The following is a 19,426-nucleotide window of genomic DNA, read 5'->3' as shown; positions in this document are numbered from 1 at the left end:
TTGGTATCCTCGGACAATCTGCGCGGCGCCTTTTTCATGGCGATCGCCATGGCGGGCTTCTGTCTGAACGACACGATGATGAAGCTTGTCTTCGCCGACCTGGGGCTGTTTCAGGCGATCGGACTGCGCGGCCTCTTGCTTTCGGCGCTCATCGTGGTTCTGTCGATCCGGCGCAATCAGCTGCTCTACCGGCCCTCGCGGCAGGATTGCTTCTTCCTGGGGCTGCGGGTCATCGGGGAGATCGGCAGCGCGGTCTGCTTCCTCTCGGCGATCTATCACATGCCGCTCGCCAACGCGACAGCGATTATCCAGGCCATTCCCCTGGCCCTGACCCTGGCGGCCGCGCTGATCCTGGGCGAGAAGGTCGGCTGGCGGCGCTACAGCGCCATCGCCGTCGGCTTCGCCGGGGTGATGATCATCGTGCGGCCGGGCGCCGAGGGCTTTTCGGCCTATTCGCTTTGGGCGGTGGCGGCGGTCGGCTTCATGGTGTTGCGCGACCTCTCGACACGGCGCTTCTCACCGGGGCTGCCTTCGCTCTTTGCCGCCTTCATCACCGCGCTGGGGACGGCGATCTTCGCCGGCGCCGTGGCCCTGACCCGCGACTGGCAGCCCGTGGACCTGGACAGCTTCGGCCTGCTTTGCGCCGCCGCCGGCTTTCTCTTCTTCGGCTACCTCTTTTCGATCAAGGCCATGCGGATCGGCGAGGTGGCCGTCGTCTCGCCCTTCCGTTACACCATCATGGTCTGGGCCATCGTTCTCGGTATCGTCGTCTTTGGCGAGATTCCCGACGCCTGGACCCTGACCGGCGCGGCCATCGTGGTCGGCATGGGCATGTACACCTTCTACCGCGAACACCGGCTGATGCAGCGCGCCGCCGCCCATGACATCGCCGCCTCGGCGGTCCAGACCGCCGAGGGCGTTTCCGCCGGGCCGCGCAGCGCCCGGCACTGAGGCGACGTGCCGGACCGAAGAGTTACGGCGCGCCCGTCTCGCCGGCGATTTCCGCCATGGCCGCGAGGAACTGCGCGACCTCTTCCAGGGTGTTGTAGTGGCAGAGGGAGACGCGCACCGCCGACGGCAGGCCGAGCGGCTCCAGAACATTGCCGGAGTAGTGGTCGGCCTTGCGGGTGTGGGTGCGGATGCTCTGGTCGTTGAGCGCGGCGACCACATCCGGAGCGTCGACGCCCTCGACGGTAAGGGAGACCAGGCCCTCGCGGGCCGGGTTCTCGACGCCGCCGATGATCCCGACGCCCGCCATCTCACTCAGGCCCTTCAGGTTGCCGGTGCCGTAGAGCATCGCGTCGGTGAGGGTCTTTTCGTGGGCGTGGATCGCCTCGGCGGCCGCCTCGATGCGGGCGCGCTTGTCGCCGGAGTCGGTGAACTGGCCGCCCAGCCAGGCGAAGTAGTCGACGACGTCGGAGAAGGTGGCGTAGGCCCCGGTGTCGCGGGTGCCCAGCTCCCAGTTCTCCGCCGGCCCGCCGCGCAGCTGCTCCTTGGGCAGGGCGGTCAGCCGGTCGGAGGCCCAGCCGATGCCGTAGCCGTGCCGCGAGAAGACCTTGTAGGGCGAGATGGCGTAGCCGTCGATGCCGTAGCTGTCGATGTCGATGTGGCCGTGGCTCGCGTGCTGAATGCCGTCGACGATGATAAGGCAGCCCGGTGCTGCCGCGCGGATCGCCGCGGCGATGGCCGGGACGTCGACGGCCATGCCGGTGACGGGGGAGGTGTGCAGGATGGTCGCGACGCGCAGGTCGGGCGACAGTGCCTTCTTGTAGGCTTCCACCGTGACGGTGCCGCTGGCGTCGTCGTGGGCGACGAGAACGTGCTCGCGCCCGGTCTTCTCCGCCCAGTAGCCCATGGCGCTGCGCGTGGCGGGATGCTCCAGCGTGCTGCCCAGCAGCTTGCCGCCCTCGGGGGCGGCATTGATCGCGCTGCGGATGAGGCGGAACAGGACCTCGGTGCCGCTTTCGCCGACGAAGAGCTGGCCGCCGGCCACGTTGAAGAAGGTCCGCATGTCGGCCTTGGCCTGGTCGATGACCCGCATCAGCTCCTTGGAGGCCGGGTTGTCGCGCCCCTGGTTGTCCGGGATGGCCGCGAAGGTGGCGGAGGTCTCGACCACCGACTTCAAGGTCAGCGCGCCGCCGGCGTTCTCGAAGAAGATGCGCGGGCCGGTGACGGGGCAGGTATCGACGTGGGCGAAGCGGCCGCGGATTTCCTCCATCAGGCCGGGTTTCTCGGTGATCATAAAAAGGGGTGCTCCGGGCGAGTCTGACAGGGACCGATAGTGGATCGAGAATCAGTCCGGCGGTAAAGCCGCCGATCCCCCCCGTGAGATAGCCCAACCTGGTCAACTTGCCAACAGAGGAACCTCAGGCCGCCGCCGGATGCAGCGGCTGTTCCTTGGCGCGCAGGAAGTAGCGCCGGAAGACCTCGCCGTAGCCCTTGAAGAAGTAGCCGCCGTTGGAGGCGAGGAAGAGGGCGCGGCGCTGGCGGTAGAGCGCCGGGATGCGGTACCAGGCGAGGCCCGGCTTGTCGTGATGGACGAGGTGCAGGTTGTTGTTGAGAAACAGCAGGCTCATCAACGGCCCCGCTTCGATGATCACCGAGCGTTCGGTCACTTCCGGGCGTGCCTGGTGCTCCAGGAAGGAGCGCAGCAGCGACAGTGAAATGCCCGGATAGACGAAGAACAGCAGGTATTGCCACAGCGGCAGGCCGCAGACGCCGACCACCCAGGCCAGCACCAGCGCCACGCCGGCGGCATGGATCGCCCAGGCCTTGGCGTGGCCGAAGTCACCGCCGAGGGCACGGGCGATCTCACCCTTCCAGAACAGGACGACGCAGCGCAGCGGCCCGAAAAGCAGGCGCCCGGCCAGGGTGTTGTGGACCCGGAGGAAGGTGCGGGTCAGCGGCCCGGCGGCCGCCCAGTTCGCGGCGTCCAGGTAATAGGATTCCGGATCTTCAAGCGGGTCGGTCAGATGCGCGTCGTCGTGGTGGGCGAGGTGGCTGTCGCGATAGCGCCGGAAGGGCACCCACAGCCAAAGGCTCGGCAGCACCAGCAGTTCGTTGGCCAGGGCGCTGGGCGTGGGGTGGCCGTGGGTCACCTCGTGCTGCAGGGAGCCGTGCCAGGCGACCAGGTAGGCGCCCAAGGGCAGCAGGACCCACCAGGGCAGGGCGGCGTGGAACCAGGTGAGGGCGCCGAAGCCGCCATAGATCGCCAGGGCGACCAGCAGAGTCGGCGCCTCGAGCCGCCGCGGCAGGTGCCGCGCGGCCGTGGCCGGCGGCCTTTCGCTGGAGACCTTCAGGGACGAAACCGGTTTTCGGACGAATTCTCTGGCGACGCTGCCTTCTTCCAACACCTGATACGACAACCTTCCAAGAACTGAACTGAAACAAAGACCCGAACGGCCTTGTGTCAGGAAGGTGTCAGAAGGGGCGCCGAGGCAGCAACGCGGGACTGCGCACAATTCGCAGTTTCTTATCATCATTGTTTACATATGAAGCGTTTTTCTTCTAATATGTGTGAGAAATCATCAAATGTTGTATTAAATCATCGCATCATCCATGGACCGCCGTCTTACCGTCGAGACTTTCCGTGAGCGCCTCGCCCAGGTGATCGAGCGTTCCGGCCTCAGCCGCTCCGGTTTCGCGGCCAAGGCCGGGCTCGACCGTTCGACCTTGTCGCAGCTCCTCTCCGGCGCCAACGACCGCCTGCCGCGCGCCGAGACCATTGCCGCCATCGCCGAGCAGGAGCAGGTCTCCACCGACTGGCTGCTGGGGCTGGTGCAGGAAGAGAAAATCGGCACCAACATCCTCAGCGAGGCGCCGGAGATCGCCCGTGGTGCTTCCTCCTATTCCGACGAGCGCCTGGCGCGCTGGCGTGCCGAGGCGGTGGGCTACAAGATCCGCTACGTGCCCTCGACCCTGCCGGACCTGCTGAAGGGCGAGGAGGTCATCCGCTACGAATACACCCAGCAGGGCAGCGCGATGCCCGCCATCCGCCTGGAGCAGGCCGAGGCGCGCCTGGCCTACAGCCGGAGGCCGGAGACGGACCTGGAGGCCTGCTCCTCCATCCAGGCGCTGGAAGGCTTCGCCCGCGGCCAGGGGATATGGGAGCAATTGCCGACCGCCAGCCGCAAGCAGCAGCTCTCTTGGATGATTGCCCTGGTCGACGAGCTCTACCCGACGTTTCGCTGGTTTCTCTTCGACGGGCTGGAGCACTATTCGGCGCCGGTCACCATCTTCGGGCCGTCGCGCGCGGCGGTCTACATCGGCAACATGTACTTCGTCTTCAACTCCACCGAACACATCCGCGCTCTGACGCAGCACTTCGACAATCTGATCCGGGGCGCTATCGTGCAGCCTCCGGAGGTGCCGCGGGTGCTGAACCGGCTGTTGAGGGAGCTTGAGGAGTCGGAGCAGTGAGCGCAGAGACGGAAGTCCGTACCGGCGGCTGTACCTGCGGCGCGGTACGCTATCGCGTCGAGGGGGCCATGCGCCCGGTCATCGCTTGCCACTGCGGCCAGTGCCGCAAGACCCTCACCAACTACAGCGCCTTCTCCGCCGCCCGGCGCGGCGATCTGCAGATCGAGAATGCCGAGGGAGTCACCTGGTTCGAGTCCTCTCCGGGCGTGCGGCGCGGCTTCTGCCGCCGCTGCGGCGGCGCCCTGTTCTGGGACCGCACCGGCAACGATTTCATTTCCGTCGCCGCGGGCAGCGTCGACCAGCCGTCCGGCCTCCGGCAAGTGCGTCACATCTACGTCGAGGACAAGGCCGATTTCTATGAGCTCAGCGACGGGCTGGAGACGTTCCCGCAGGACCATGGCGACGACCAATGGCCGGAGGACGGTGACTGAGCGATGCGGGCCAGCCTGCCGATGTATGAGTTGCCCGGGCTTGAGGCGGCCACCGATGCCTGGTGGGCGAGCCTGGCCGCGGCGCTGCGTGCCGTGGGTCTGGAGGAGGTCCCGCAGCGCTTGACGCGCAGCGCCGATCCCGCGGAGCTGTGGACGGCGCCGGAGCTGCTGTTCAGCCAGACCTGCGGCTATCCTCTGACCCACGCCCTTGCCGGCAAGGTGACGCTGGTGGCGACGCCGGTCTATGACGTGCCTGGCTGTGCAGGAGGGCACTATCGCAGCGAGATTCTCGTGCGCGCCGGTGACGCGGCGCCCGACCTCGCCGCCCTGCGCGGCCGCCGGGCGGCGGCCAACGCGCGTGACTCGCAGAGCGGCTACAGCGCCCTGCGCCATGCCGTCGCGCCGCTGGCCGAAGGCGGCCGTTTCTTCAGCGAGGTGAAAGTGAGCGGCAGCCACCTGGCGTCCATGACCCTGGTGGCCGCGGGGGAGGCCGATGTCTGCGCCATCGACTGCGTCACCTATCATCTGCTGAAGTCGACCGATCCAGGCCTGACCGCCCGCCTGCGCGTCCTCGCCCCCAGCGCGCAAGCGCCGGCCTTGCCCTTCATCGCCCGGTGCGGCCTCGGCGCGGCGGAGCTGCAGCGCCTGCGCGACGGTCTTGCCGCCGCCGTCGCCGACCCGGCCCTGGCCGAAGTACGCGCGGCCCTGCTGATCAAGGATGTGGTGATCAAGCCGCTGAGCGACTATGACCGTATCCTGGAGCTCGAGGCCGCCGCCGTGGCGGCCGGCTATCCCGAACTCGCCTGATCCCCCAGCGACCCAAGAGACGTTATGAGCCAAGACGAAAGCCTCTGTGATCTTTCCGCCGTCGAGCTGCGCCGCCTGATTGGCGGGCGGGAGATCTCGCCGGTCGAGCTGCTGACCGATTGCCACCGGCGCATCGATGCCGTGAACCCGGTGCTGAACGCCATAGTGGCCGAAGACCGCGAGGCGGCGCTGACGGCGGCGCGGGCGGCCGAGGCGGCAGTGGCGGCCGGAGACGAACTCGGCCCCCTGCACGGTCTGCCGCTCGGCATCAAGGACTTGAACGAGACCGAGGGCCTCACCACCACCTTCGGCTCGCCGCGCTATGCCCGGCACGTGCCGCAGAAGGACGACCCCTTGGTGGCGAGCTTGCGCGCGGCCGGCGGGATCGTCGCCGCGAAGACCAATACCCCGGAGTTCGGCGCCGGCGCCAACACCACCAACGAGGTCTACGGCACCACGGCCAATCCCTTCGATGTGCGGCGGACCTGTGCCGGGTCCTCCGGAGGGTCCGCAGTGGCGCTGGCGACCGGCATGCTGCCGCTGGCCAGTGGTTCCGATCTCGGCGGTTCGCTGCGCACGCCGGCGGCCTATTGCGGCGTCGTCGGCCTGCGCCCGACACCGGGAGTGGTGCCCATGGTGCGCAAGGAGATGGCCTGGTCGCCGCTCTGGACGGAAGGGCCGATGGCGCGCGACGTCGGCGACATCGCCCTCTTTCTGCGGGCCATGGCCGGCAGCGATCCCCGCGACCCGCTGACCGGCTTCGCCGACGGCAAGGACTTCGAGGAGTTGCGCCCGCTCTCGCTCGACGGCCTGCGCATCGCCGTTTCCGAAGACCTGGGGGTGGCGCCGGTGAGCCGGCAGGTGCGCGGGCTGTTCCGCGACAGGGTCGAGCGGGTTGCCCGGCTGACGGACTGCGAGGAAGCCGCACCGCCGCTGGCCGGCGCCGACCGCTGCTTCGAGGTTCTGCGCGCGGTGGGCTTTCTCGGCCGCCTGCGCAAGCTGGTCGAGCGCACGCCGGAACAAGCCGGGCCCAACGTCGCCGCCAACGTCAAGCTGGGCCTGACCTTCAGTGCGGCAGACGTGGCCGAGGCCATGGCCGCGCAGACCCGGCTCTATCATCGCTTCATCGACTTCATGGCGGGTTACGACGCGCTCATCTGCCCGGTGGCCTCGATCCAGCCTTTCGACAAGACCCAACTCTTCCCACGGGAGATCGACGGGCAGCCGCTCGAAACCTACATTTCCTGGATCGCCATCACCTATGCTTTGACCCTGGCCGCGCACCCGGTCCTGGTGCTGCCCTGCGGGAAGGACGAGGACGGCCTGCCTTTCGGGCTGCAGGTCGTGGGGCGCCGCGGCGGGGAGGCCGATCTGCTGCGCCTGGGGCTCGCCCTGGAAGCGGCCTTTGCCGCGGATGAAACGACAAAGGCGTACAAGCCGAGCCTCGGTCAACTGGCCGTATAAAAATACGCCTCTTTGATCGAGATTCTTTTGGAAATACAATCATCGGATGAATTATCTAGAAAAAACAATTACTTAAATTACCCGATTTAGTCAGGCGTTAACCGGCTGCTGTTGAGATTGACCTCAGAGGCGATGCAACAGGAGTACCTTCGGTGACGCTTACACAGGTGAAGCGCCGCTTTGCGGTGATGCTTCGAAAACCCCTCGCGCTGGTCCGGGACCGCGACGGCGGTGCCCTGGCGGTGACCGCGGTCCTCTTGCCGACGATCATCGGCTTTGCCGGTCTCAGCGTCGATCTGACTCACTGGTATTCGCAACGCCGCGCCATGCAGAACATGGCCGACGGCGCGGCCATTGCCGCGACGCATGCGGTCATGGCGGGCGGCAATTCGGCGTCGGTGCAGAGCGCGGCCGTCGAAGGCGCCGCCCGCAACGGCTGGAACGCGGCCGACGGCTATGGGCTGCAGAGCTTTGCGCCGCCACAGGGCGGCCTCTATCCGGGCCTGAACCGGGCGGCCGAGGTCCGCGTCACGCGCAACGTGCCGCTCTACTTCCTCGGCGCGATCGGCGTGGGCCCGGTCGAGGTCAGCGCCCGCGCCACCGGCGCCGGCGTCGACAACGGGCCGCAGTGCGTCATCGCGCTGGACCACGAGGCCGACCGCGCCATCACCTTTACCGGCGACGCCAATGTGAGACTGGGCTGCGGCATCGCGTCGAACTCCAGCAGCAACCGCTCGATCTATATTGCCGGGTCGGCCATCCTGGAAGCCAATCCGGCCCAGGCCTATGGCGACATCTATGTCGGCAACACCGCGACACTGATTACCCAGAGTCCGGTGCAGCCTTATTCGCAGCGCGTCGACGACCCTTACGCCGACGTGATCATGCCGGTCGATCCGACGACCTGCAGCGAGACGAATTTCTGGGCGCAGACCACCGATACCTACCTTTCTCCGCCGCTTCAGCCTGGACGGTATTGCGGTGGCCTGCGGATCGATGGAACCGCCGACCTTGCGCCGGGCATCTATATCGTGGCCGACGGCGACTTCGAGGTCGGGGCCCAGGCGGTGCTGACCGGTGACGAAGTGACCATCGTGCTGACCGGTGCGACGCCGGGGTCCGTCGGCAACGTGAAGATCAACGGCGGCGCCGAGATCACCCTGACGCCGACCACCACCGGCGAGATGGCGGGGATTCTGTTCTACCAGGATCCCATGGCCAGTTCCGGTACCAGCAGCATCATCGAGAGCAAGTTCAACGGTGAAGCCCAGGTCAACCTGACCGGCGCCCTGTATTTCCCTCAGCGCCAGGTGGAGTACGGCGGCAGTGCTTCGGCGTCCGGCGCCAGTTGCCTGCACATTGTCGCCAGGACCGTCGAGTTTACCGGTGAAGCGAACATCACCAACGACCCCGCCACCTGCGCCGCTTTCGGCTTGCAGGAGGTGAACCAGTTGCGCGTGCAGCTGGTTGAATAGGGGGAGGCAGGTCATGCTGGGAAAGAATCTGGCACGCTGGGGTACCGCCGCCGTCCGCCACTGGCGGAAGCTCGGTGCCTGTCGCAGAGGCGTCGTGACCATCGAGGGCGCCTTCGTGGCAACGGTCCTGGGGCTCCTGATGATCGGCGTCATCGATTTCGGCTTGGCCTACAAGCGCCATGCCGAGCTGGAGAATGCCGTGCGCGCGGGCACGCAGTATGCCCTGGTGCGGCGTCCCCAGCAGGGCGATGTCAATCCGATCCGCACGGCGGTATGGGAGACGGCGCCCTTCTACGAGGGCGCGCCGGGTACCGCATTGGATGTGGAATTCTATTGCGAATGCCCGGACGGTTCCCCATCCCAGTGTTCGGCGCCCGGCGGCGTGGCGCTCTGCAGCGGCGGCATCGAACGCTCCGCTTTCGTGCGAGTGCGGCTCAGCCAGGATTTTGATCTGCTCTTCGCCTATCCCGGCGTTGGGACGAGCGTGGATCTGGCCGCCGAGGGCTCGGTGCGGCTGAATTGAGGATGACGCCGATGCAGTTTTCAGCGGTCTTGCCGATCGAAAACCCGGAGGTCCAGCGCCGGCACTTCCCGGGCGCTTGGCGCCGCCTGTGCAGCGACTGTGCGGGCATCACGGCCGTCGAGTTCGCCCTCATGGCGCCGGTCTTCCTGACGCTGTTCTTCGGGGTGATCGAACTGGGGCGGGCTGCCTACACTCAGGGCGTGGTGACCTTCGCCGCGGAGGAGGCGACGCGCTATGCGGTGGTGAACTACAGCATCAGCGAGGAGGAGGTGCGCGACCTGACGGAAGACTGCCTCCTGGGCGTCAAGCGGTCCCGCATCAACGCCATCGTGGTCACCGGTCCCGTCAATCCGGCGGACAACACCCGCACCATCTCCGTCGAAGTCAGCTACAACTTCGAATTCCTGATGCCCTTTCTGCCGGACGATACCGTCACCATCAGCGGCAATTCGCGGGGCTTCCTGATCCCGCCGCCCCTGGGGGCCGCTCCGGTGGTCACCGGTTCGCCCATCGGCTGCGGGCGTTAGCCCGAGGGCGCCTTTTCCCCGCCACTTCTCCGGCTTGCGGCGGAGAGCCTCAGAAAAAAGGCCCCGGAGGGGGAATTCCGGGGCCGAGAGGAATATTCGTGGCTTTAGGTAGGTCACACAGTGTTGTCGCTTGGACACCGTATGGCTTAATACTGGCATAGCAGTAGTATTATGGTAGCCAGCGGCTTCTCAAAAATCAATCGAAATGCAAATAATTAACTATATAATGTAATAAATAACCAAGATATCGTTTCGATTTTTATTTAATTTTTTCTGTTAATAGTTAACTTCCGCAGATTTTCACAGACTTTCACGGCTCTCTGACCTGGCGGGTACTGGTGTGATCGGGATTGGTTAAGGTTGTTGACCGCGCCACAGGCCCCGGCCTGCCGCCCGGGCGGCGTCTTCGGCGGCCGCGTAGTCCTGGGCATAGTCGCGGGCGGCCAGAGCCCAGCCCTGCTCGACGAGCCAGGCATTCAACTCAGGCCCGCCGACTCCACCGAGATAGCAGAGGGCGAAGACTTCGCCGCCGGGGCCGCGGGCCCGCTCGACGCATTCGACCCAGTGGTTTGCGATGCGGTTGCGGGCCGCCCAGCGTGCTTCGCGCCCGCAGGGCCAAGTCTGGCCGCTGCGCATGGTGCAGCTCTGATCGGGACGCGCGCCGCGCAGGCCGTAGAGATAAACGGGCTTGCCGCCAAAATCGAGCAGGCCCGAATCGATTGCCTGGGGCGCCTGGCCGCGGATGTCCGCCTTGCCCATCTGGGCAGGGACCGGGGCAACGAGGCCGAGAGACAGCAGGACGGCGAGAGCGAGGCGCAGGGCGTGCCCGCCGGCGGTGGTGCGGTGTGGTAGCATCCGGCGAACTTGCCACAAGCGCCGCCGCAAGGTAAGGCGTCGCAGGATCGCTTTGCGGAGGGGCTGCCGCTCTCCTATTATCTGGCAGCCGATTCGCTCTCCCCTTAGGAGGGGCGGGACGCTCCGGGGCGGGCGATGGGGACGCCGAACAGCGGGCAGGTCAGACATGCCGGACGAAGACGAGAAAAAGGCCGAGACGCCGGCCGAAGAATCCACGGCCGAAGAGTCCGCGGAAGAGGGCGATGTCGACCAGGACGCCATGATGGCGGAATGGGAAGCCATGGCGGCGGAAGGCGAAGCGGAGGAAGGCGGCGGCGACGCGGCGCCCGAACCCACCTCCGCCGAGGGCGCCGGCGAGGTGCCGCTCGTAAAGATCCCTGCCATCCACGAGGTTTCGCTGGAAGCTTACGCAATTCTGGGCACGGCCTCGATGCCGGTCAGCCAGCTGCTGCGTATGGGGCGCGGCGCCGTCGTGGAGCTGGAGACCAGCCTGGGTGACGAAATCGAAATGCGCATCAACGATCAACTCGTCGCCAAGGGCGAGGTGGTTGTGGTGGAGGACCGCATCGCCATCGAGATCACCGAGATCGTCAAGCGCGAAGGCAGCTGACGCCGCCGCCCGCGGCCCGATGGCGGGTCTCGTCCAACTTCACTCGTGAAACGGAAACTCAGGACCGTGACCCCGGCAAGACCGGGCTAGGCGGCGTGGATATTGCCGTTGGGCACGCCCTGGCGCAGGCAGAGCGAGATCAGACGCAGCGCCGGGTCGGTGAGTTCGAAGGAAATGCCCAGGCTTTCGCCGTCGTGCCACATGCAGACGCCGTCGATGACGCCCGCGCTTTCGTGGCTCAGGGAGACGTCCGAGGGCGCCGGCGGCCCGCCGGTGAGACGCAGCTTGGCTCCGCCGACGGAGACGTCCTCGAGCTTACCGCGATACTCTCGCCCTGCCGCGGTCAGGACGACGTCCTCCTGATGCGGCAGCACGAAGCGCAGCGATCGGCGGCGCTCGAAATCTCGCAGGTGCTCTGGTCCAATCTTCGAAGTCATCGGAACTCCGTTCTCGGTCTACTCAGGCCCAGGTAGAGCATTGGCGAGATAGGTTAACAAGTTACTAATCGTCTTCGTTCTTTTTCAATCGGCCAAGACCACAAAAAAGTCACGGCCAGAAAATCCACGACTTCTCGTGTAATTGCAGCTCTTCGATTTGGTGGTAATTTGCTTGTATGCGGTGGGGCGGCGGCGGCATCGGCCCGATCCGTCACCCCCGGCGGCGGAAAACCCCAGGTCTCTGCAGTTTGCGTGAAGATCTTCCGCGCTTCTGACCAACGGTGTTCTTGACCGAATACTTGTGGAGTCTTGCCGCGGGGCGGCCGGCGGCACCGCAGGCCGCGGCAATTCGGGCCTGGGTGCTTCTCGCGGAGGGCGATCTGGGCGAAACTGGCGGCCCGGCGACTCGGCCCGGTACGGTTCGGGCGGCAGGGGCCGGCCAGTTCCTATTCAGAAGTTGGGGGATACTTGCAATGCCGTCGTTCGATATTGTCTCGGAAACCGATCTGAACGAGGTCGACAATGCCGTCAGTGGCATGATGCGGGAGATCGGGACCCGCTACGACTTCAAGGGCGCGAACTGTTCGATCGAACGTAAGGAGGCGGTACTGACGATCCTGGCCGACGACGATCTGAAGCTGCGGCAAATGCACGACCTGCTGAGCACCTATCTGACCCGCCGGAAGATCGACCCCGGCGTCTGCGATCTGGGCAAGCCGGAAAAGGCGTCCGGCAATTCCATCCGCCAGGAGGTCACCATCAAGCAAGGGATCGCGCAGGATCTGGCGAAAAAGATCGTCAAGGAACTGAAAGGCAGCAAGCTGAAGGTCCAGGTCGCCATTCAGGGAGATACCTTGCGGGTCACGGGCAAGAAGCGCGACGACCTGCAGGAGGCCATCGCCTTTGTGAAAGACATGAAGATCGAGCAGCCGCTGCAGTACGAAAACTTCCGCGACTGAGCCTCGCGCAGGGAGCGGCGGCCCAGCCCGCCGGGCTGATTTCCGGACCGGGAACGGCGGCTGGAAGCTGGCTGGTAACCTCTTGTTAACGAAAACAATTCAGCAGCCCGGCCAATCCGAGCGATTGCCGCCGCGCATTTACCACATCGTTACGTTTGGGGAGGAATGTAAAGGGCAAAGCCGCCAACGGTGGAGTAGTCCATGTCGGTATTGCCCCTTGGTTATCCTGATTTTACGCGGGCGGACATCCATGTCCTGCTGAACCGCGGAAGCGAACTGGTGGATCGCGGCCTGGCCGGTGCCTGCGTGCCCGTCGAGACCGAAGCCGGCGAGCTGGTTATCGCCCTGCTCGACTATGACCATCAATGCCTGATCTGCGCCATCGGCAAGTCCCAGGGCTGGTACTACGCGCTGGACGCGGCCTGGCAGCCCCTGGCCCAGGGCCGGTTGATCGAGGATGTCCTCTCGATCCTGCCGGGCGCGCTCGAGGCGCACCGCCCCGCAGCCGCCAACGCCTGCTGAGGGACGACCGCGGCGCGGCCCGGGCGGCGCGCGGCAGGAATTTCCGAATGATCATGCGACGCCCGATTTCCGCAACAGTTCTGACGGTCATGCTGTCGGTCCCGCTTTGGGCCGGGCTCGACCTGCCGCGGGCCGAGGCGGCCGAGGGACACGACACCGGGGCCAAGGCCGGGGACGCGCAGGCTGCCGGTGCCCTTTCCGGAGCTTCGGGCGCCGGTAACGGCGATGCGGGCGCTTCGCCCTGGGAGCACCCCTTGTGGGCCAACGCCACCACCATGATGCGCATCTATCTTTGCGACCATGCCCGCCGTCCGCCCAGTTGGTGCGGCGAGCCGCAGGAGTTGCCGGCAAACGCGGAACTGCCATCGATGCAGGGGCCGCCGCTGATCGAGGAGGATGCGCGCTGGCTGACGTTTCTGGAAGGCGCCGAGCCCACGAACCTGTCGCAGGAAGATGTCGCGACCATCCGCCTGCGCGCCATTCGGCGCCGGGATCCGCAGGCCATGGAGATCCTCGGTTTCCTCTACGCCGAGGGTGTCTCCGTGGAGCGTGACTACGCGGAGGCCTACCGCTGGTATGGGCTCGCCTATCTGGCGGGAGAGCGCCAGGTGCGCGCCAACATGGACGTTGTCTGGCAGCAGTTGCAGCGCCACGACCTGGAAGCGGCGCTCGCTCTGGCGCGGCAGTTCGATGCCCTGCAGGCTGGCGAAATTCCGGAAAGCCTGGTGATGGGGCCCGCGCCGGGGGCCGATGCCGGGACTGCCGCCCGCTGATCCTCGGCAAGCGGCTTCGACGCCGGCAGGGCGGTTCCTTCCTAGACCTGAGGCACCCTGTGCGGCGGCCTTTTCCCCGCGGCGAGAGGCCGGCGGGGCGTCGCTAGGCCAGCGCCCTGGCGAGGAAGGGCAGGCTGCGGTCGAGGCGATAGTCGATGGAGGAGTGATTGTCGGGGAACTCTTCGTAGACGTGGTCCACCCCTAGGCCGGTCAGGCCGCGATGCAGCCGGCGGGCGCCATAGACCAGGTTGTACTGGTCCTGGGTGCCGCAGTCGATCCACAACGCCTTCAGCTTCTTCAACTCCGCCCCCCGGCTCTCGGCCATGATCACCGGGTCCCACTGCAGCCAGTTGGCCCAGCGCTTGGCGATCACCTCGCAGGTCTCCGTATCGACCGGCAGGCGCACGCCGCAGAAGGCCGCGGGGTCCGGGTCGTAGCTGGCGCACATGGCCAGTGACATGAGGATGTGAAGGTCGCCGCCGGACCACTTCGGCCCGGCCTCGAAGTCGGTGATGAAGGTCTCGACGGAGCCGTCCTTCTTGGCCAGCGCTCTCAGCGTTGCCGGCATGTCCGGCAGATAGCAGAGCTCGAAAGCCATGTCGCCGGAATGGCAGGCGGCGGCGGCCCAGAAGTCGGCGTGACGCATTGCGTTGACCAGCGCGCCGTAGCCGCCGGAGGATTTGCCGAAGAGGCCGCGCCGGCCGGGCCCGCCGCAAGCGAAGCGGTCTTCGATCAGAGGCACGACCTCCCGGATCAGGATGTCCTCCCAAGGGCCGAGGGCGGCGGAGTTGACGTACTGGTTGCCGCCCAGGCGGGTGAAACAGTCGGGGAAGGCGACGGCCACCGGCGGCAGTTCGCCCGCTGCAATCAGCCGGTCCAGGCGCTCGGGCAGGTTCTCGCCGAAGTTCTTCCAGTTGAGGTGAGCCGGTCCTCCGGACGTGAAGCCCACCAGATCGACCAGCAAAGGCAGGCCCGCGCCGTCGTGACCGGCCGGCAGGTAGACCGGAACCTGGCGTTCCGTCGGGTCGCCCAGCAGGTTGCCGCGCAACAGGGCGGAGTCCAATTCCAGAATGTGAATTACACCCCGCGGGGCGTTGCGGTCGCTGCGCATGATGGTGTCCTGCTCCGGCCGTTGCGGTCTGTGGCCCCTGTCTATCGCTCCTGGAGGCGAGGATCAACGCCGCGCCGCCCCGCGGCGTTTTTGCGGTGGCGCCGGGCCTGCTGCGGCGGCTATTACCAGGGAAGCCATTCTTCTCAGTCCCCGGGTGCCTCCATGCGCGATCCTCGTTACGACATTCTCTTCGAGCCGGTGCGGATCGGCCCGGTTACCGCTCGCAACCGCTTCTATCAGGTGCCGCACTGCTGCGGCATGGGCTACCGCTACCCCAGTTCCAGCGCGGCCATGCGTGGGGTCAAGGCCGAGGGCGGCTGGGCCGTGGTCTGCACCGAGGAAGCGGAGATTCATCACTCGGCCGAGGTGACGCCCTATCTGGAGAACCGCATCTGGGACGATCAGGATCTGCCGCACCTGCGGGCTCTGACGGAGGCGGTCCATGCCCAGGGGGGCCTGGCAGGCATCGAGCTGGTCCACAACGGACAGCATGCCGCCAACCATTACAGCCGCGAGGTGCCGCTGGCCCCCTCGCACCGCGTGATCGACAACGGCGCGCCGCTTCAGGCCCGCGCCATGGACAAGACCGACATCGCGAACCTGCGGCGCTGGCACCGCCAGGCGGCCTTGCGCGCGCGGGAGGCCGGCTTCGACATCGTCTATGTCTATGCCGGCCACGACATGACGGTGCTGCAGCACTTTCTCTCGCGCCGCCACAACGAACGGACGGACGAATACGGCGGCAGCCTGGAGAACCGTTTGCGCCTGACCAGGGAAATCCTTATCGACACCAAGGAGGCCGTCGGCGACCGCTGCGCCGTGGCCTTCCGCTTCGCCGTCGACGAACTGCTGGGCGAAGACGGCATCTCCGCCGAGGGCGAGGGGCGTGAGGTGGTGGAGCGTCTGGCCGAGCTTCCCGACCTCTGGGATGTCAACGTCTCCACCTGGCAGAACGACAGCCAGACCGCGCGCTTCGCCGAGGAAGGCTATCAGGAGCGCTACATCGGTTTCGTGAAGTCGCTGACCACCAAGCCGGTGGTCGGGGTCGGGCGCTACACCTCGCCGGATGCCATGGTGCGGGTGGTCAAGCAGGGCATTATGGACATGATCGGCGCGGCGCGGCCCTCCATCGCCGACCCCTTTCTGCCGAAGAAGATCGAGGAAGGCCGCATCGAGGACATCCGCGAGTGCATCGGCTGCAATATCTGCGTCTCCGGCGACGAGGTCTCGGCGCCGATCCGCTGCACCCAGAACCCGACCATGGGTGAGGAGTGGCGGCGTGGCTGGCATCCGGAGGCGATCCCTCCCGCGAGGAACCGCGAGCGGGTGCTCGTGGTCGGCGGCGGTCCGGCCGGGCTGGAGGCGGCGCGCGCCTGCGGCCAGCGCGGCCTGGAGGTGGTGCTGGCCGAAGCTTCCGGAGCCTGGGGCGGGCGCTCGCTCCATGAATCGCGCCTGCCCGGGCTTTCCTCCTGGGGCCGGGTGAAGGACTGGCGGCTGGGCCAGCTCCACAAGCTCGCCAACGTGGAGATGTATCTGGCCAGCCGACTGACCGCCGAGGACATCCTGGGCTATGGCATTCCCCATGTCGTCATCGCCACCGGCGCGGCCTGGCGGCGCGACGGCATCGGGCGCAACGGCTTCCGGCCGCTGCCGGGCCTGGACGGTACGGCCGTCTTCACGCCGGACGACTTTCTCGGCGAGGGCGACGGCCTCGACCGCCTGCCCGAAGGACCGCTGGTGGTCTACGACGACGAGGGTTACGTCATGGGCGGGGTGTTGGCCGAGTTGTTGGCCAAGACCGGGCGCGCGGTGACCCTGGTGACGCCGGCGGCCGTGGTCTCGCCCTGGACGGATAAGACGATGGAGCAGCCCTTCGTGCACAAGCGCCTGGTGCAGGCCGGCGTGACCCTGCGTCTCAGCACGCTGCTGACCGCGCGTGACGGCGACGCCGTCGATCTCGCCTGCGCCTATACCGGCGCGCCGGCGCGCCTCGACTGCGCGGCGCTGGTGCTGGTGACCTCGCGCCGGCCTCGGGACGAAATCTATCTGGATTTGAAGGTCCGTGAAGCGCAGTGGGGCGAGTCGGGGATTGAAAGCCTTCGGACCATCGGCGACTGCCACGCGCCGGCGACCATTGCCGCCGCCGTCTATGCCGGCCACCGCTACGCCCGCGAGTTCGGCGAGGCCATCGATCCCGACGTAACGCCGTTCCGGCGCGAGGCGATCCGCGTCGGTTAGGGGGCGCCGCCGCGAATGGCCCCGCCGCGCCAGGCAATCGCGGCGCTTCTGCGGAAAAGGGTCTAGGCCTTTACCGTCTGTTCGGCGGCGAGGAAATCGTCGCGGCAAAGGTTCATCACTTCGATGAAGCTCGTCGCGATCTGCGACAGGGGGCGGTGCTGCGGCACATAGAGATTGTAGTCGATATGGATCGAGGGCGAGAACGGCCGGGCGACGATTCCCCGGTCTTCGAAGTCGCGGGCCGTGAAGCGGCTGATGATCGAAATGCCCGCACCTTCCAGAACCAGCCCGCAGATCGTGGCCGCGTACTGGGTGTCGATGAAGGATTGCCGTTTTACGCCGGCCTCTTCGAACAACTGGTCGATGAGGACGCGCGTCCGGTCTTCCAGGGCGAGGGAAATGAAAGGAAGATCCTCCAGGTCCTCGGGTCGAATGACCGCCTTGCGCGCCAAGGCATGGCCTTCGGGCATGACGCAGACCCCCGGGACCCGCGCGAAGAGTTCGCTGCGTGCGCCAGGCGCTTCCGGCCCCGGAGACGCCAGGCCGAAATCAATCCTCTGCGCGCCGACCCAATGGCGCACCGTCGAGGAACTGCGCGTCTGCAACGACACGGAGACTTTCGGGTAGTCCGCGCGAAATCTCTTGATGACCTTCGGAATGAAGCCCATGGCCAGCGCCGGAAGGCAGGCAATGCGGATATAGCCGCTGCCGAAGTTGCGAATGTCGCGCGCACTCTGCCGGAGCTTCTCGAGACCGGTAAAGGAGTGCTCGACCTCCCTGAAGAAAGTTTCCGCCTCGGCCGTGGGCTGAAGCCGGCCGCCGCGGCGCCGGACGAAGAGGGTCAGATCCGTCGACCTTTCGAGCTCGGCGATCAGCCGGCTGATCGCCGGTTGGGAGACGTTCAGCCGCTCGGCGGCATGGGTCACGCTGCCGGCAATCATGACGGCTCTGAAGGCATCGATCTGGCGCAGGTTCATGGCTCGCTCTCGGTTCGTCCGCGGCGTGGCTTCGGGTTTCGCCGCCGGTTATAACTTTTATGGATCACTTCCGGCGATAATTATATTAGACAGAATATGTTAAGATGGACTTCACTTCGCTCTGGCTCAATCAGTGCAAGCCAAAACAATAAATGGAGCCTCCGGGTTTCAATAAATCCGTCGATGTGTCGTCTCATCAGAAGAGGAAAACTACGCCCCATGAGCAAACTTAAAATAATCGCGCTGACGACAACTTTTATTGCCGTGTCGATGACATCCGCAATGGCGAAATCCACATTGGATATCGTCCGCGAGCGCGGCGAGCTCCGTTGTGCCGTGCACACCGGTCTTACCGGTATGTCGGTGCCGGACAGTCAGGGCAAATGGAAGGGGCTCTTCGTCGACTATTGCCGCGCGATTGCCGCGGCGACCCTCGGGGATCCGGACAAGGTGAAGTACGTGCCCGTCAGTTCCCAGCAGCGCTTTGCCGTGCTGCAGTCGGGTGAGGTGGACCTTCTGTCGCGCACGACCACCTGGACCCTGTCGCGGGATTCGGCCTTGGGCCTCAACTTCGTCGGGGTCATGTTTTACGACGGCCAGAGCTTCCTGGTGCGCAAGGATCTGGGCATCGACTCTGCCAAGGGCCTGGATGGCGGCACGATCTGCGTGAAAACCGGCACGACGGCGGAACAGAACACCGCGGACTACTTCGGCATGAACGGTCTCAGCTTCAAGCCGGTGGTCTTCGAAGGCTCCGACGAGGCCAATACGGCCTTCTTCTCCGGGCGCTGCGATGCGCTCACCACCGATGCCTCGGCCCTGACCTCGGTGCGGGTCTCCAATGCGCCCAATCCCGACGACTATGTCGTGCTGGCCGACCGCATCGCCAAGGAGCCCCTGGGGCCGACCGTGCGGGCGGACGACGACCAGTGGTTCGACATCAGCAAGTGGGTCTTGAACGTGCTGATCAACGCGGAAGAAATGGGCATCACGGCGGCCAACGCCGAGAAGATGGCGAAGGAGTCCCAGAACCCGAGTGTCAAGCGCCTGCTTGGAGCCATTCCCGGGTCGGGCAAGGCCTTGGGCCTCGACGAAGGCTGGGCCGTGCGCGTCCTTACGGCCGTCGGCAATTACGGCGAGATGTATGACAGGCACCTCACGCCGATCGGCCTGGAGCGCGGTCAGAACCGCCTTTGGAGCGACGGCGGGCTCATGTACGGCCTCCCGATCCGCTGACCTGCCTGCCGAAGACCGAGCGTCCGTTCGCCGTCCGGCGGACGGACGCTCCCTTCCCGAAA

20 protein-coding genes are annotated in these 19,426 nt (G+C 66.2%); 14 read left to right on the top strand and 6 right to left on the bottom strand.

What is annotated here, in order from left to right:
* Positions 1 to 951: a DMT family transporter gene (locus tag AAFN88_RS17090; RefSeq protein ID WP_347521737.1), complete on the top strand. Its 951-nt coding sequence runs from the start codon at positions 1 to 3 to the stop codon at positions 949 to 951.
* A gap of 22 nt (positions 952 to 973) precedes the next feature.
* Here the strand turns inward: AAFN88_RS17090 and AAFN88_RS17085 are convergent, their stop codons facing one another.
* Both AAFN88_RS17085 and AAFN88_RS17080 read right to left on the bottom strand, forming a co-directional pair.
* A complete protein-coding gene (locus AAFN88_RS17085) occupies positions 974 to 2,242 on the bottom strand; it encodes an aminotransferase class V-fold PLP-dependent enzyme (RefSeq protein WP_347521736.1) in 1,269 nt (422 codons plus the stop codon).
* A 124-nt stretch (positions 2,243 to 2,366) separates the two neighbouring features.
* Positions 2,367 to 3,353 (bottom strand): fatty acid desaturase, encoded by a 987-nt coding sequence (locus tag AAFN88_RS17080; RefSeq protein WP_347521734.1) that lies wholly within the window; start codon positions 3,351 to 3,353, stop codon positions 2,367 to 2,369.
* A 205-nt stretch (positions 3,354 to 3,558) separates the two neighbouring features.
* Here AAFN88_RS17080 and AAFN88_RS17075 point away from each other — a divergent pair, with 205 nt between their 5' ends.
* From AAFN88_RS17075 to AAFN88_RS17045, 7 genes are all read left to right on the top strand, one after another.
* Entirely contained in the window at positions 3,559 to 4,419 is an 861-nt protein-coding gene (locus tag AAFN88_RS17075) for a helix-turn-helix transcriptional regulator (RefSeq protein WP_347521733.1), read from the top strand.
* The gene (locus tag AAFN88_RS17070) at positions 4,416 to 4,850 is read left to right on the top strand and encodes a GFA family protein (RefSeq protein WP_347521731.1); all 435 of its coding nucleotides are present in this window, start codon (positions 4,416 to 4,418) and stop codon (positions 4,848 to 4,850) included. The genes AAFN88_RS17075 and AAFN88_RS17070 overlap by 4 nt, the downstream gene beginning before the upstream one ends.
* 3 nt (positions 4,851 to 4,853) lie before the next feature.
* Positions 4,854 to 5,657, top strand: coding sequence for a PhnD/SsuA/transferrin family substrate-binding protein (locus AAFN88_RS17065; protein ID WP_347521729.1), 804 nt, complete (start codon positions 4,854 to 4,856; stop codon positions 5,655 to 5,657).
* A 24-nt stretch (positions 5,658 to 5,681) separates the two neighbouring features.
* Positions 5,682 to 7,121, top strand: a complete 1,440-nt coding sequence (locus AAFN88_RS17060) for an amidase family protein (RefSeq protein WP_347521728.1) — start codon at positions 5,682 to 5,684, stop codon at positions 7,119 to 7,121.
* Between the two features lie 152 nt (positions 7,122 to 7,273).
* Positions 7,274 to 8,596 (top strand): pilus assembly protein TadG-related protein, encoded by a 1,323-nt coding sequence (locus AAFN88_RS17055; RefSeq protein WP_347521727.1) that lies wholly within the window; start codon positions 7,274 to 7,276, stop codon positions 8,594 to 8,596.
* Between the two features lie 13 nt (positions 8,597 to 8,609).
* A complete protein-coding gene (locus AAFN88_RS17050) occupies positions 8,610 to 9,119 on the top strand; it encodes a TadE family protein (RefSeq protein WP_347521726.1) in 510 nt (169 codons plus the stop codon).
* An 11-nt stretch (positions 9,120 to 9,130) separates the two neighbouring features.
* Positions 9,131 to 9,646, top strand: a complete 516-nt coding sequence (locus AAFN88_RS17045) for a TadE family protein (RefSeq protein WP_347521725.1) — start codon at positions 9,131 to 9,133, stop codon at positions 9,644 to 9,646.
* A gap of 354 nt (positions 9,647 to 10,000) precedes the next feature.
* Here the strand turns inward: AAFN88_RS17045 and AAFN88_RS17040 are convergent, their stop codons facing one another.
* Complete coding sequence (locus tag AAFN88_RS17040) at positions 10,001 to 10,501, bottom strand: thermonuclease family protein (protein ID WP_347521724.1); 501 nt, start codon at positions 10,499 to 10,501, stop codon at positions 10,001 to 10,003.
* Positions 10,502 to 10,667: 166 nt separating this feature from the next.
* Here AAFN88_RS17040 and AAFN88_RS17035 point away from each other — a divergent pair, with 166 nt between their 5' ends.
* The gene (locus tag AAFN88_RS17035) at positions 10,668 to 11,111 is read left to right on the top strand and encodes a FliM/FliN family flagellar motor switch protein (RefSeq protein ID WP_347521723.1); all 444 of its coding nucleotides are present in this window, start codon (positions 10,668 to 10,670) and stop codon (positions 11,109 to 11,111) included.
* 86 nt (positions 11,112 to 11,197) lie between these two features.
* On the opposite strand, the gene AAFN88_RS17030 is transcribed toward AAFN88_RS17035, so the two are convergent.
* On the bottom strand, positions 11,198 to 11,548 hold the full coding sequence (locus AAFN88_RS17030) for a PilZ domain-containing protein (RefSeq protein ID WP_347521721.1): 351 nt from the start codon (positions 11,546 to 11,548) through the stop codon (positions 11,198 to 11,200).
* 473 nt (positions 11,549 to 12,021) lie between these two features.
* Between AAFN88_RS17030 and AAFN88_RS17025 the strand changes: the two genes are divergently transcribed.
* The 3 genes from AAFN88_RS17025 to AAFN88_RS17015 all read left to right on the top strand — a co-directional run bounded on the left by AAFN88_RS17025 (position 12,022) and on the right by AAFN88_RS17015 (position 13,802).
* Entirely contained in the window at positions 12,022 to 12,507 is a 486-nt protein-coding gene (locus AAFN88_RS17025) for a YajQ family cyclic di-GMP-binding protein (RefSeq protein ID WP_347521719.1), read from the top strand.
* Between the two features lie 201 nt (positions 12,508 to 12,708).
* Entirely contained in the window at positions 12,709 to 13,029 is a 321-nt protein-coding gene (locus AAFN88_RS17020; protein ID WP_347521717.1) for a hypothetical protein, read from the top strand.
* A gap of 47 nt (positions 13,030 to 13,076) precedes the next feature.
* Positions 13,077 to 13,802, top strand: a complete 726-nt coding sequence (locus AAFN88_RS17015) for an SEL1-like repeat protein (protein ID WP_347521716.1) — start codon at positions 13,077 to 13,079, stop codon at positions 13,800 to 13,802.
* 103 nt (positions 13,803 to 13,905) lie between these two features.
* Here AAFN88_RS17015 and AAFN88_RS17010 read toward each other — a convergent pair whose 3' ends face one another.
* On the bottom strand, positions 13,906 to 14,913 hold the full coding sequence (locus tag AAFN88_RS17010) for an alpha/beta hydrolase-fold protein (protein ID WP_347521715.1): 1,008 nt from the start codon (positions 14,911 to 14,913) through the stop codon (positions 13,906 to 13,908).
* A 162-nt stretch (positions 14,914 to 15,075) separates the two neighbouring features.
* On the opposite strand from AAFN88_RS17010, the gene AAFN88_RS17005 reads away from it, so the two are divergent.
* Positions 15,076 to 17,151, top strand: a complete 2,076-nt coding sequence (locus AAFN88_RS17005; RefSeq protein WP_347521714.1) for an FAD-dependent oxidoreductase — start codon at positions 15,076 to 15,078, stop codon at positions 17,149 to 17,151.
* Between the two features lie 62 nt (positions 17,152 to 17,213).
* Here the strand turns inward: AAFN88_RS17005 and AAFN88_RS17000 are convergent, their stop codons facing one another.
* Positions 17,214 to 18,128 (bottom strand): LysR substrate-binding domain-containing protein, encoded by a 915-nt coding sequence (locus tag AAFN88_RS17000; RefSeq protein WP_347521713.1) that lies wholly within the window; start codon positions 18,126 to 18,128, stop codon positions 17,214 to 17,216.
* Between the two features lie 282 nt (positions 18,129 to 18,410).
* Between AAFN88_RS17000 and AAFN88_RS16995 the strand changes: the two genes are divergently transcribed.
* Positions 18,411 to 19,364 carry an amino acid ABC transporter substrate-binding protein gene (locus AAFN88_RS16995; RefSeq protein WP_347521712.1) on the top strand — a complete coding sequence of 318 codons (954 nt, stop codon included), beginning with the start codon at positions 18,411 to 18,413 and terminating at the stop codon, positions 19,362 to 19,364.
* The last annotated feature ends 62 nt before the right edge of the window (positions 19,365 to 19,426 follow it).

Source organism: Pelagibius sp. CAU 1746, from assembly GCF_039839785.1.
Taxonomy (GTDB): Bacteria; Pseudomonadota; Alphaproteobacteria; order Kiloniellales; family Kiloniellaceae; genus Pelagibius.
This window is presented reverse-complemented; position numbering and strand designations above follow the sequence as displayed.